The organism is Paracoccus gahaiensis (assembly GCF_005048225.1).
Lineage (GTDB): Bacteria > Pseudomonadota > Alphaproteobacteria > Rhodobacterales > Rhodobacteraceae > Paracoccus > Paracoccus gahaiensis.
The window spans coordinates 50,998-63,188 of the sequence record NZ_SUNI01000013.1; the positions used below are offsets into that span (position 1 = coordinate 50,998).

The 12,191-nt window shown below is 67.4% G+C and carries 11 protein-coding genes; 1 reads left to right on the top strand and 10 read right to left on the bottom strand.

The genetic code is table 11. From position 1 onward, the window contains the following. Window position 1: 1 nt before the first annotated feature. The 10 genes from FA743_RS13285 to FA743_RS13330 form a co-directional block, all read right to left on the bottom strand. Window positions 2–832, bottom strand: a complete 831-nt coding sequence (locus tag FA743_RS13285) for a carbohydrate ABC transporter permease (RefSeq protein WP_136886589.1) — start codon at window positions 830–832, stop codon at window positions 2–4. Further along, entirely contained in the window at window positions 829–1,752 is a 924-nt protein-coding gene (locus tag FA743_RS13290; RefSeq protein WP_136886590.1) for a carbohydrate ABC transporter permease, read from the bottom strand. Before FA743_RS13290 ends, FA743_RS13285 begins: the two co-directional genes overlap by 4 nt. Before the next feature lie 81 nt (window positions 1,753–1,833). Next, window positions 1,834–3,096 carry an ABC transporter substrate-binding protein gene (locus tag FA743_RS13295; RefSeq protein WP_136886591.1) on the bottom strand — a complete coding sequence of 421 codons (1,263 nt, stop codon included), beginning with the start codon at window positions 3,094–3,096 and terminating at the stop codon, window positions 1,834–1,836. A 124-nt stretch (window positions 3,097–3,220) separates the two neighbouring features. After that, window positions 3,221–4,243 (bottom strand): LacI family DNA-binding transcriptional regulator, encoded by a 1,023-nt coding sequence (locus FA743_RS13300; RefSeq protein ID WP_136886592.1) that lies wholly within the window; start codon window positions 4,241–4,243, stop codon window positions 3,221–3,223. A 100-nt stretch (window positions 4,244–4,343) separates the two neighbouring features. After that, window positions 4,344–5,444 carry a glycoside hydrolase family 88 protein gene (locus FA743_RS13305; RefSeq protein WP_136886593.1) on the bottom strand — a complete coding sequence of 367 codons (1,101 nt, stop codon included), beginning with the start codon at window positions 5,442–5,444 and terminating at the stop codon, window positions 4,344–4,346. Then, window positions 5,438–6,907, bottom strand: a complete 1,470-nt coding sequence (gene pglA, locus FA743_RS13310) for a polygalacturonase PglA (RefSeq protein WP_136886594.1) — start codon at window positions 6,905–6,907, stop codon at window positions 5,438–5,440. The genes FA743_RS13305 and pglA overlap by 7 nt, the downstream gene beginning before the upstream one ends. A 54-nt stretch (window positions 6,908–6,961) precedes the next feature. After that, window positions 6,962–8,200, bottom strand: a complete 1,239-nt coding sequence (locus FA743_RS13315; RefSeq protein ID WP_136886595.1) for an ABC transporter substrate-binding protein — start codon at window positions 8,198–8,200, stop codon at window positions 6,962–6,964. Window positions 8,201–8,214: 14 nt separating this feature from the next. Beyond that, window positions 8,215–9,315, bottom strand: coding sequence for an ABC transporter ATP-binding protein (locus FA743_RS13320; protein WP_136886596.1), 1,101 nt, complete (start codon window positions 9,313–9,315; stop codon window positions 8,215–8,217). Between the two features lie 4 nt (window positions 9,316–9,319). Next, window positions 9,320–10,207 (bottom strand): carbohydrate ABC transporter permease, encoded by an 888-nt coding sequence (locus FA743_RS13325; protein ID WP_136886597.1) that lies wholly within the window; start codon window positions 10,205–10,207, stop codon window positions 9,320–9,322. A 1-nt stretch (window position 10,208) separates the two neighbouring features. Then, window positions 10,209–11,084: a carbohydrate ABC transporter permease gene (locus tag FA743_RS13330; protein WP_136886598.1), complete on the bottom strand. Its 876-nt coding sequence runs from the start codon at window positions 11,082–11,084 to the stop codon at window positions 10,209–10,211. 159 nt (window positions 11,085–11,243) lie between these two features. Here FA743_RS13330 and FA743_RS13335 point away from each other — a divergent pair, with 159 nt between their 5' ends. After that, the gene (locus tag FA743_RS13335; protein WP_136886599.1) at window positions 11,244–12,182 is read left to right on the top strand and encodes an AraC family transcriptional regulator; all 939 of its coding nucleotides are present in this window, start codon (window positions 11,244–11,246) and stop codon (window positions 12,180–12,182) included. Window positions 12,183–12,191 lie beyond the last annotated feature (9 nt).

Consider the following 12,191-nt stretch of genomic DNA (forward strand, 5'->3'; position numbering starts at 1 on the left):
GTCATCCTTTGACGGCGCCACCGGTCAGGCCGGCGACGATGTATTTCTGTGCGGCGAGGAAGAAGACGATCGCGGGCAGGATCGTCAGGGTCACGAAGGCCAGCGTCAGGTTCCACTGGGTCACGTATTCGCCCCGGAACTGCATCATCCCCAGGGGCCAGGTGAACACCTCGCGCGAGTTCAGCACGACCAGCGGCAGCAGGAAGTTGTTCCAGCTCTGCACGAAGACGAAGGTGCCCACCGTCGCCAGGATCGGCGCCGACAGCGGCAGGGTGAAGCGCCAGAAGAAGCGCACATAGCCGCAGCCGTCGATATAGGCGGCCTCGAACAGCTCTCTGGGCAGCTGGGCGAAGAAGGTGCGGAACAGCAGGATCGCCAGCGACAGGCTGAAGGCGGTCTGCGGCAGGATCACGGCCCACCAGGTGTCCAGAAGGCCCATGTCGCGGACCTTGATGAACAGGGGCAGGATCGCCGTCGCGAAGGGGAACATCAGCCCCAGCAGCACATAGGAGAACAGCATCCGCGAGCCGAAGAACCTGATCTGCGCGAAGACATAGGCCGCCGCCGCCCCGGTGATCAGCGTCAGCACCACCGACCCGATCGAGATCACCAGCGAATTGCCTAGATAGCGCCAGAAGGCCGGGTCCGACAGGATCGAGCCGTAGAACTGGGTGTTCCAGATCGCGGGCAGGCCCAGGGCGTTGGTGCGGATCTCGGCATTGGTCTTGAAGCCGCCCAGCACGGTGGCCAGCATCGGCGCCAGAACGAAGCTGGCGACGATGCACAGGAAGGCCAGACGCAGCAGATTGCGGGCCAGATGTCCGCGGGTCATGCCTCGGTCCTCTTCATGAAGATGCGCTGGTAGAAGATCGCCACTGTCACCGCGCCCACGAACAGGATCACGCCCACCGCGCTGCCGAAGCCGATGTTCAGCCGGGTCAGCCCGAAGGTATAAAGATAGGTGACGATGGTGTGGGTCTGGTTCGACGGCCCGCCATTGGTCAGCGGAATGATGACGTCGAAGACCTGCAGCGCACCGATGATGGCAAAGAAGGCGCTGACCGCGATGGCGGGCCTGATATGCGGGATCTGGACATAGCGGACGACCTGCGTGCGGCGCGCGCCCTCGATCCGGGCGGCTTCGATCTGGTCCTCGGGGACGCTTTGCAGGGCGGCGATGTAGATCATCATGTGAAAGCCGAAATACTTCCACACGATCACCGTCATGATTGCCGCGAAGGCCCAGTCCGGATCGGACAGGATGAAGACGTTCTCGAACCCCAGGCCCTGCGCGATTGAGGCGGTGACGCCGTAATTGCCGTCGAAGACGAAGCTCCAGATCAGGCCCGCCGCCACCTCGGCCAGGATGTAGGGCAGGAAGAAGACCAGACGGAACAGCGCATTGGTCGGGGTCTTCCTGTAGATCAGCAGCGCCAGGAACAGCGCCAGCGGCATCTGCACCACCAGCGAGATCGCCACGATCTTCAGCGTGTTCCCGGCCGCCGTGTGAAAGACCGAATGGCCCAGGATGCGTTCATAGTTGTCCAGGCCCACGAAATCCTCGGGCGCGCCATAGCCGTTCCAGTTGAAGAACGAGAACCACGCGGATTCGCCCAGAGGCAGCATGACGAACAGGGTGAACAGGATCAGCGCGGGGGGCAGCAGGATCAGCACCGCCGTGACGCGGCCGTTCGACAGGGCCCGGCGCAGGCGCGCGCGGGCGGACAGTCTGGGGTCGGCGGCATGGGTCATGCCACGCTCCTTTCGGGGGATCGGGACGATGGGGCGATGCGCGGCCCGGACCCGGGCGCGCATCGCCGACAAGATGCGCCTTCAGCGGAAGTCCCAGGCCTCCTGGACCTGCGCTGCGGCATCCTCGGGGGTCATCACGCCCTGCGCCAGATCGGCCGAGATGTCGTTGATGGTGGCGCCCACCGAGGCCCCCAGGAACTGGTCCAGGAATATCTGGTGGAAGCTGCTGGCCGCGATATGCTCGGCCACCTCGATGTAGAAGGGGTTCTCCATCTCGTCGGCCGTGCCTTCCGCGATGGGAATGAACAGCTCCTGCCGGCCCGCCTCGCGCTGGTTCTCGGCATTCATCATGAAGGCCAGGAACTCGACCGCCTCGGGCTCGGCCGAGTTCGACACTGCCCAGCCATTGATGCCGCCAAGCGTGGCCGCCTCGCCGCCCGGGGCCACCGGATCGGTGACGGCCGGAAAGCTGAGGATCGCCAGCTGGTCGTCGGGCAGCCCCTCGCCGCTGGTCGAGCGTTCGCGCATGGGCAGGTAGTCCCAGTCCCCCATCAGGTGAAAGGCGCCCGCGCCATCGGCGAACATGCCGCTGGCGGTCTCGTAGGTGGTGGCGATATAGCCCGGCTGGAACGGCTCCAGCTCGGTCAGGCGCTGGAACTCGCGGCCCGCCGCAATGAAGGCCTCGTTCTCGAAGCCGCCAGTCTCGCCCGCCATCGCGTCGGTGATGACCGAAGGGCCGCCCTCGCGCAGTGCCAGATAGCTCCAGTAGAAATGCAGCGGCCATTTGTCCTGGCCTCCGGCGACGATGGGGGTGACGCCCGCATCCTTGAGCTGCTGCACGGCGGCCAGGAAGTCGTCCCAGCTTTCGATCGCCTCGATGTCGACCCCGGCCTGGTCGGTCAGCGCCGTATTGGTCCAGAAGACCACCTCGGTCGCATATTGCGGCAGGCCGTAAAGCTGGTCCTCGACCATATAGGCCTGCAGCCCCGCCTCGGGGATGGTGTCGGCGAAGCCCTCGGGCAGCAGGGCGTCGATGGGCTGCAGGAAGCCCGCCTCGACCTGCTCGACCACGGTCTGCCCGCCCCAACTGTAGAAGACGTCGGGCCGGGCGTCCGATTGCAGCAGCGTCGGCAGCCGCGACTTGTAGGCCTCGTTGGCGACATATTCGAAGCTGACGGTGACCCCCTCGTTCTGGGCCTCGAACGCCTCGGCGATCTGTTCCAGATAGGCCTGCTGTTCGTCATTCACCGCGACCCGCAGCACGGTGACCTCTGTCTGGGCCTGCGCGGCCCCGCCGGCAAGGGCCGACAGCGCTGCAGCCAAGGCCAGGCTTGGATATTTCATGGTTCCCTCCCTTTCGCCAGCTCCTCAACCGGCGCATCCCCTGACGAAGAATCATCAAGTCTGACGAACGTACGTCAGAAATACTCACCACGCAACGCGTTCGTGGCAGGGCGAGGGGTCGGGATCAGGGCAGGTTGTCGCGCAGGAAGACCTCGATGCCGATGCGCCCGGCATCGGGATCGACCGCCACGCCGCCGACCAGCGCCTGCAGCAGGCTGACGGCGGTGGTGATCTCGCGCAGGGTGTCCTGATGGATGACCGCGTCGAAGACCCCCTCCAGCAGCGCCTTGCGCGAATGCTGCGTCAACTCGTGGACGACCACCGCAGGCGCAGGGGACAGCCCTGCCGTCCCAAGCGCGCGCGCGACCCCCCGCGTCCCGGCACCCAGGCTGTAGATCCCCACGACCCCGGAGGTGCGCGACAGCAGTTCGGCCAGGCGGGTGCCCACAACCTCCTGATCGTCGAAGCCCTCCAGCGGGGGCAGGATCTCGTGCTCGGGGAATTCCGAGCGCAGGACCTGCTCGAAGCCCAGCCTGCGTTCGGCATGGTCGCGCACCAGCATGGACCCGGCCACCATCACGATGCGCCCCGGGCGCCAGCGGCAGAACCGCCCCAGCAGGCTGGCCGCCGTGCGTCCCGCCTGCACGTTGTCGATGCCGATGAACTGCTGGCGCTGCGACGAGGGCAGGTCCGAGACCAGCGTCACCACCGCCACCCCCCTGCCCCGCAACTCGGCCAGCGCGGCACGCACGATGGCCGAGTCGGTGGCCACCACCGCCACGCCATCCGTCGCCTGCGGATCCACGTCGCGCAGCGCTCCCGCCAGTGCCGCGTCGTCAAAGGCGGGCACCGTGGCGACCGCGACCGTCGTGAACTCCCACGCATCGGTGCGGGCCAGGATCTGGGCCTCCAGCCCGCGCATGAAGGTGTTGCCCCCCGCCGGCAGAAGGAACAGCAGCCGATAGCGCCGCCGGCGGGCCAGATTTGCGGCGGCCTCGTTCTTCTCGTAGCCCAGTTGCGCCATCGCCTGCGCGACGCGGGCCTGCGTCGTCCGGCGCACGCCGTCGCGGTCGTTCAGCACCCGGTCGACGGTGGACAGGCTGACGCCGGCCATGCGCGCGACATCGTGGATCGTGGGACGGCTCATGCGGGGCTCGGCTGAGGACAGGTCACGGGGTCCTGCATAACGTAGATCAAATCGCCTGACGACCGGGAAATGCAGCGGGACCCACCCCCGGGCCTGTGCCCTACCCCGCCGAGGCCGCCCGGGGGGATCGTTCCGCCTTGGCCATCATGGCTTGCGCGGCGGCCATCATCAGCGGGCCGGTGCCCTTGGCGTCGTCGGCCACGACCTCCTCGGTCAGGTAATAGCCGGGGCTGCCATCGCGATAGACGCCGGAAAAGCCCCCCAGGCCCGCCACCAGGCAAATGCCGCCGAAGCCCGCGCCCTGCCCATCATGGCGCAGCCGGCCCCGCAGGAACTCCATCGCCCGGGCCGCCGCATCCCCGGCCCCGGCCGGCGCCAGTCCCGCCGCGGCGTTCAGCGCATAGGCGAACATCGCCGTGGCCGAGCTTTCGGTATAGTTGCCCGGCAGATCCGGCTGGTCGATCACCTGCAGCCAGCCGCCGTCGTCGCGCTGCAGGGCCACGATCCGGGCCAGCAGGTCGCGGGTCGGCGCCTCCAGCCCGGCTGCGGCAAAGGCCTGCGGGCCGGTCAGCGCGGCGCTGTCGACCAGCGCCATCGCCTGCCAGCCCAGGGCCCGCGCCCAGGCCGAGGCCGATTGCCCCGTCGCCTTGTCGGCCCAGTCCTGCGCCCGCGAGGTGTCGCAGCCATGCGCATAGAGCCCGTCGGGCCGCGCGGTCAGCGCCATCGCCTCGCGCAGCTGCGCCAAGGCATCCTGCACCAGCCGCTGCTCGCCCAGGTGCCGGCCCAGCTCGATCTGGAAGGGCAGGCCCATGTAGAGCCCGTCCAGCCAGACCTGGCAGGGATAGATCTTCTTGTGCCAGTAGCTGCCGCCTGCCGTGCGGGGATGGTCCTTCAGCTGCGCACCCAGCTGCCGCGCCGCGCGCATCCAGCGCGGATCGCCGGTCCATCGGTCCAGCGCGAACAGCACCCGCCCGGCCAGGATGTTGTCGATGTTGTAGTCCAGCGGATCATAGCCCGACAGCGTGCCGTCCGGCGCCACCTGGGCCTGGGCCAGACGCAGCAGATGGTCCCGCCAGCGCGCCTCGCCCGTCGCCTCGGACAGCAGCTGCAACCCGCGATAGATGCAGCCGTCCTCATAGCACCACGCGCCGCCCTTGTACGGCCGGTAGCGCGTCGCGAAGGCGTCGAAATAGTCTAGCATGGGGCGAAATCCTTGGCTGTCAGGGGGCCCGAGGGCAGGTCGGCATCGGTGGTCAGGACGCAATGTTCGGACAGAAGGCCGGCACCGCTGACCGCGCGCAGCCCGTCGGCCATCAGCGGCACCGCCGGGGCGGCGGGGGCGAAGGTGACCGCGACATCGCGGATCGCCACGCCGGTCACCGGCTGTTCCGGCAGGCCCAGGCAGGCGGCGAAGGCCAGCCGCACGCGGTCGGCGCGGATGCGCGTCAGGGAGATGTCGCGGATGCGGGGCGTCAGCGGGCCGACCGGCTGCGGGTCGCGCGACTGCACGGCGGCGCTATGGCCGTCAGGGTCGCAGGCGTAATGCGCATTGATGGCCAGCACCGTCTCGACCCCGTCCAGATGGCAGTCGGTCATGAAGATGCGCGCGACCTCTCCGCCGCGCCCGCGCCGGGTCTTGATGCGCAGGCCGCGGTCGGTGTCCTGCATCTCGCACCGGCTGACCTGGACATCGCTGACGCCGCCCGACATCTCGGAGCCGATGACGACCCCGCCATGGCCGCGCTCCATCCGGCAATGGCGGATGCGGATGTCGCGGGTGGGGGCCAGGTGGTCGCCGTTCCCGTCATCCCTGCGCTTGCCGGCCTTGATCGCGATGCAGTCGTCGCCGGTCGTGAAATGCACGCCCTCGATCGCGACATCCGTGCAGCTTTCGGGGTTCAGCCCGTCCGTGTTCGGGCTGTCGGGCGGGTTCTGGACCTTGAGCGCGGCAAAGATCAGGCGCTGCGAGTGGCAGGGATGCAGGGTCCAGCTGGGCGCATTGGCGAAGGTCGGGCCCAGCACGGTCACGTCCCGGCAGCCGACCAGATGCAGCAGCCGGGCGCGCCGCGCGCCGCTCCGCGTCCCCTTGGGCCAGGACCACCAGTCGCCGCGCGCGCCGCCGCCATCCACGCGGCCCGGACCGGCGATGGTGATGCCCTGCGCGTCCAGCGCAGTCAGAAGTGCGCGGTGGCAGGCCTCGGGCAAGCCTTCCCAGCTTCCCCCCTGCGCGGCGGTCAGGATCGGCCAGCCGTCGCGGTCGCCGGGGGCGGCCAGCTCGGCGCCCGCCGCCAGATAGATGTGGCGGTGGGACCCGATCAGCAGTGGTGCCACCTGCCAGCGCCCGGCGGGCAGGATCAGCGTGCCGCCATCGGGCAGGCCGTCAAGGGCCGCCTGCGCCCGGGCGGGATCGTCCAGCGTGACCGCGCCCGCGCAGGGCGGCGTGGTCAAGTCCAGAGGCGCAAAGCCCGCGACCTCGATCCTGAGGGCAGTTCCGGGTGGCAGGTCGTGCAGCGCGGTCACCACGCGGTCGGTGGTGCCGCGCCGGTCCAGCCCCGGTCCGGTCACGCGCCAGTCCAGCGGCGCGGGCAGATGATACAGACCACCCGGCACCGCCAGCCGCAGGGCGACCGCGCGCGGCGTCGCGGCCACGATGTCCATGTCCATGGAACGCTCCTCGAAAGGGTCCGGCGGCCTTGGGATCACGGCCGCAGGGGGGTGTCAGCGAAAGCTGCGGATCGCGCGGTTCATCTCGTCGATCATTTCCAGTGCCGCATCCTCGGGCTCGATCTGGCCATAGGCGGCAGCCTCCAGGTAATCGCCGAAGATCTCGCGCACCTTGGGATGCTCGTTCAGGGGCGAGGGCACGGGGCCGTTCCCCGCCAGCACCAGATCATGGGCGGCGGCGACGTTCGGATCGATCCCCCCCTCGGCGGCCAGACGCTCGGAGGCCGCGCGGCTGGCGGGCAGGCCGCGCGAATCCCCCAGGATGTCGACCGCCTCGGGGTCGTTCATCAGGCAGTCGATGATCTGCGCCGCCGCCTGCGGATTCTCGGACCGGGCCGAGATCGCCAGCAGCATCGAGGGCTTGCGATAGGTGCCGTCGTTCACCGCACTGTCCACCTGCAGGATCGGGACCGGGACCAGCTCCTGATCGCCGAGCGGGTCGGCATATTTGGCATAGGCCGAATCCCATTCATAGGTGCCGGCGATGCGGCCATCGGCCCAGGGGCGCATCTCGAACAGCTCGATATTGCCCTCTCCGGCGACCTGCTGCCAGCTGCGGATCGCGCCGTCCTCGACCAGCGACAGATAGAAGCGGATGCCTTCGGCCAGCTCCTCGGGGGTCCAGGCGACGGTCGTGGTCTGGGCGTCGATCAGGTCCTTGCCGGTCATCTGGGTGACGGTGGTCGAGACCAGGAAGATCGCGTTGAGGCCCTGCGCCTCGAAGGGCAGCACGCCCTCGCCCAGCTGCCCGGTGGCGGCGCGAACCTCGTCCCAATTGGTGGGAAGGGGCAGGCCCGCGGCGTCGAAGACGGTTTTGTTGAAGAAATAGACCCGGCCCGTCTCGGCCACGGGCAAGCCGTTCAGGACGCCGTTCATCTCGCCGCCGGCCAGCTGCTCCTCGGTCCACTGCGAGAGGTCGATGATGTCCGAGAACTCGCGCAGATCCGCGAACCCCGTGCCGTCGCGCGAGAACAGCGGCAGCCAGGGCCAGTTGATCTGCATGATGTCGGCCTCGGTCCGGCCGGCGATCTGGGTGGTGATGCGCTCCTGATGGCCCGCCCATCCGGTGAACTCGGCCGCGACCTGATGGCCGTGCTTGGTGCCGCACACCTGCAGCGCCTCCTGCGTCTGCGCATGGCGGGCATCGCCGCCCCACCAGGACATGCGCAGGTCTGCGGCCTGTGCGGTGGTGGCCATCAGGCCCGCCAGGATCGTGGTTGTCAGCAGTCTCATAAGGTTCCCCTCCCTCAGTTCAGCACGGGCAGCGAGACATTCTCGCCCGCCCCGTCAAAGACATGCGCAGTGCCCGGTTCGGGCGACAGCCGCACTTCGGCACCGCGATCCAGCGCGGCGTAATCGGCCGAAGGCAGCACCGCGACCATGCGCGCGCCCGCCACGTCCAGATGCAGCACGACCTCGTGGCCCATGAACTCGGCCCCCGTCACGCGGCCCGTCAGGCCCGACCCCGTGTTCAGCCGCAGATGCTGGGGGCGGATGCCGAGCGTGGCAGAGCCGGTCCAGCCGCGCAGGCGGGCCATCAGCTCGTCCGGCAGGGCCAGCACCTGGTCGCCCACGCGGAAGGTCGCGCCGTCCAGCCGCCCCTCGATCAAATTCATCTCGGGGCTGCCGATGAAGCCCGCGACGAAGGCGTTGGCGGGGCGGTCATACAGCGTCTTGGGATCGGCCACCTGCATGATGCGCCCGTCCTTCATCACGCAGATGCGGTCGCCCATCGTCATCGCCTCGGTCTGGTCATGGGTGACATAGATGACGGTCGAGGACATGCCCTCCTCCTTCAGCCGCCGGTGCAGGTCGGTGATCCTGACCCGCATCGAGGCGCGCAGCTTGGCGTCCAGGTTCGACAAGGGCTCGTCGAACAGGAAGACCTTGGGCTCCTTGATCAGCGCGCGGCCCAGGGCCACGCGTTGGGCCTGACCGCCCGACAGCTCCTTGGGCAGGCGGTCCAGCAGCGGCTCGATCTCGAGGATGCGGGCGACATCGGCGGTGCGGCGCTCGATCTCGGCCTTGGAGGCGCGCTGCAGGCGCAGGCCGAAGGACAGGTTCTTTCTGACCTTCATGTGCGGGTAGAGCGCATAGTTCTGGAACACCATCGCGATGCCGCGCTTGCCGGGTTGCAGGCGGTTCACGACCGTGTCGCCGATCACCACGTCGCCGCCCGAGATGCTTTCCAGCCCCGCGATCATGCGCAGCGTGGTCGATTTCGCGCAGCCCGAGGGGCCGACAAGCACCATGAACTCGCCATCCTCGACATCCAGGTTGATCCCGTGGACGGCCTTGAAGGCATTGGCATAGGTCTTTTCAAGATTGCGGATTTGCAGACGGGCCATCGGATTATCCTTTCACCCCACCGGCAGAGATGCCTTCGATGAAGTATTTCTGAGCCATGAAGAACACGATCAGCGCGGGCAGCAGCGCCAGGACCGACATCGCCAGGATGCGGTTCCAGTCGAAGGCCTCGGTCGTGTCGATCGACAGTTTCAGCGCCAGGCTGACCGGGAATTTCTCGACCGAGGACAGATAGATCAGCGGCCCGAGAAAGTCGTTCATCGTCCACATGAACTGGAACAGCATGACCGAGATCAGCGCCGGCAGCAGCATGGGCACGACGATGTGGATCAGCGTCTGGAAGCTGTTGGCGCCGTCGACGCGGGCGGCCTCCTCCATGTCGCGCGGGATGGCGCGCAGGAACTGGACCAGCATGAAGACGAAGAACGCATCCCCCGCGAAGGCCGAGGGCACCCAGAGCGGCAGGTAGCTGTCCAGCCAGCCCAGGTCCCGGAACAGGATGTATTGCGGGATGCGGGTGACCACGTTCGGCAGCAGCAGCGTGGCGATCAGGGTGGCGAAGAAGAACCGCTTGAACGGAAACTCGAAGCGCGCGAAGCCATAGGCCACCAGCGCGCAGGAGATCGCGGTGAAGATGGTCTTGGGCAGGATGATCAGGAAGGTGTTCCAGAAGAACCGCCCGAAGGTGTAGGGGGTCGAGGTCTCCCACCCCTTCACGTAACCCTCCAGCGTGGGTTCGCGGGGGATGAAGCCGATGGATCCGAAGATCTCGGAATTGGTCTTGAAGGACGCCCCGATCAGCCAGATCAGCGGATAGAGCATGATCAGCCCCACGACCGTCAGCAGCGTGTAGCGAACGAAGGCGGACAGGCGGGCGGCGCGGACCTCGTGGGCGGGCGCGGCGGCGGGGATGGCGGTTGCGATATCGGCCATGTCAGCTCCTCTTGTCGCCGGCGTAATAGACCCACTTTTTCGAGGACCAGAACGCGACCACGGTCAGCACCATGATGATCAGGAACAGCACCCAGGCTATGGCCGAGGCATAGCCCATGTTGAAGTTCTTGAAGGCCTCGTCATAGATGTAGAGCGGCAGCAGATAGGTCGATTTCAGCGGCCCGCCCCCGGTGATGATGTAGGGTCCGTTGAACTCCTGGAACGCCTGGACCATCTGCATGATCAGGTTGAAGAAGATGACCGGCGTGATCAGCGGCAGGGTGATGTGGACGAAGCTGTGCCACTTGTTCGCCCCGTCGATGGCCGCCGCCTCATAGAGCGACTTGTCCACCGCCTGCAGCGCCGCCAGGAAGATCACCATCGCCGATCCGAACTGCCAGGTGCGCAGCAGGCTGATGGTGAACAGCGCGTTGACCGGATCGCCGAACCAGTTCACGGGCTCCAGCCCCATGCCGGTCAGCACCATGTTCACCAGCCCCGCATCCGCGAAGATGTAGCGCCACAGCACCGCAATCGCGATGGACCCGCCCAGGATCGAGGGCACGTAATAGGCGGTGCGGAAGAACCCGATGGCGCGCAGGCGATAGTTCAGGATCACCGCGATGAACAGCGCGAAGGCCAGCTTCAGCGGCACCGTGATGAACACGTAAAGCAGCGTCACCCGCAGCGACCGCATGAAGGTGCGGTCGTTCATCAGCTCTCGGAAATTGTCCATCCCGGACCAGACCGGTGACTGGATCAGATTGTAATCGGTAAAGCTGAGATACAGCGAGCCCAGGAAGGGGATCGCGGTAAAGACCAGCAGTCCGATCAGATAGGGGGCCAGATAGGCCAGTCCGATGCGCGGGCTTTCCATCAGAACCCCCCGCAACCGGGCATGCGGACGCCATGTTCGGATCGCATCATCAAATCGCTCCTCCCTCGATTCGATCGGCAGGGACCGCGACAGGCACGGTCTGGTCTGCTAGTATCTCAGCTAAACGACAAAGATGAATTGACGTTAACGCAGAAAAAGATGGACGAAACCGAACAGCCCCTGATGCCCGCCGCCGTGCTGGCCGGCATCCCGCCCCGCGCGCTGGACCTGACGCTGACCCGCTCGGCGATCCGCATGCAGCATTCGCACAGCTGGTCCATCGACAAGGTGAACGCCGTCCACGACCTGGTGATCTGCCTCGAGGGCACCGGCGATTACATCCTGCAGGGCGAACGCATCCGCCTGACCCCGGGCATGGCGATGCTGATCCCCGCCAACACCCGGTTCCAAGGCAGCAATCCCGACCCCGCCCGCACCTATACGGGCCTCGCCCAGCATTTCCGGTTGGAGCTGTTCGGCCATCACGATCTGCTGGGCCGCATGCGCTTTCGCCGCGTGGTGCGCCTGTCGCGCTGGCCGATGCTGGAGCCCTTGGTCCGCCATTACCGCGCCAGCGCGCCCGCCGGCTCGACCACGCTGGCCATGCATCATGCCTTCATGGTCATGCTGACCGAGTTCATCGACGACGCCTTCATCGCCTGGACCACGCCCGGCGACACGGGGCTGGACGACAGCGTGGGCCTGTCGATGGCCATCACCGTCGCCGCCGCGCAGATCGCCGCCGACTGCCTGCAGCCGGGCCTGGCCGAGCGCGTGGTGGCCGCCGCCCCCTACAACCCCGACTACTTCCGCCGGGAATTCCGCCGCAGCCTGGGCAGCACCCCGGCCAAGTACCAGGAGTTCAAGCGGATGGAGACGGGCATGCAGTTCCTGGAAACCGGCTGCTCGGTGGCCGAGACGGCGCATCGCTTGGGCTTTGCCGATGCCTACTACTTCTCGCGTCTCTTCAAGCGCCATATCGGCATCAGCCCGCGCGGCTGGCAGGAGCAGGTGCGCCTGCGCCGTGACGGCCAATGGCCCCGCGGGCAGGAGGACGGCCAGGTCATCTATCCCCTGCGGCCGGGCAAGGGCGGCTGAGGCCAGGCC

Coding starts and splice junctions, on each gene's coding strand:
- FA743_RS13300 (WP_136886592.1), bottom strand. CDS start 4,243: ATGAGCCGTCCCACGATCCACGATGTCGCGCGCATGGCCGGCGTCAGC.
- pglA (WP_136886594.1), bottom strand. CDS start 6,907: ATGGACATGGACATCGTGGCCGCGACGCCGCGCGCGGTCGCCCTGCGG.
- FA743_RS13285 (WP_136886589.1), bottom strand. CDS start 832: ATGACCCGCGGACATCTGGCCCGCAATCTGCTGCGTCTGGCCTTCCTG.
- FA743_RS13315 (WP_136886595.1), bottom strand. CDS start 8,200: ATGAGACTGCTGACAACCACGATCCTGGCGGGCCTGATGGCCACCACC.
- FA743_RS13330 (WP_136886598.1), bottom strand. CDS start 11,084: ATGGAAAGCCCGCGCATCGGACTGGCCTATCTGGCCCCCTATCTGATC.
- FA743_RS13335 (WP_136886599.1), top strand. CDS start 11,244: ATGGACGAAACCGAACAGCCCCTGATGCCCGCCGCCGTGCTGGCCGGC.
- FA743_RS13325 (WP_136886597.1), bottom strand. CDS start 10,207: ATGGCCGATATCGCAACCGCCATCCCCGCCGCCGCGCCCGCCCACGAG.
- FA743_RS13295 (WP_136886591.1), bottom strand. CDS start 3,096: ATGAAATATCCAAGCCTGGCCTTGGCTGCAGCGCTGTCGGCCCTTGCC.
- FA743_RS13305 (WP_136886593.1), bottom strand. CDS start 5,444: ATGCTAGACTATTTCGACGCCTTCGCGACGCGCTACCGGCCGTACAAG.
- FA743_RS13290 (WP_136886590.1), bottom strand. CDS start 1,752: ATGACCCATGCCGCCGACCCCAGACTGTCCGCCCGCGCGCGCCTGCGC.
- FA743_RS13320 (WP_136886596.1), bottom strand. CDS start 9,315: ATGGCCCGTCTGCAAATCCGCAATCTTGAAAAGACCTATGCCAATGCC.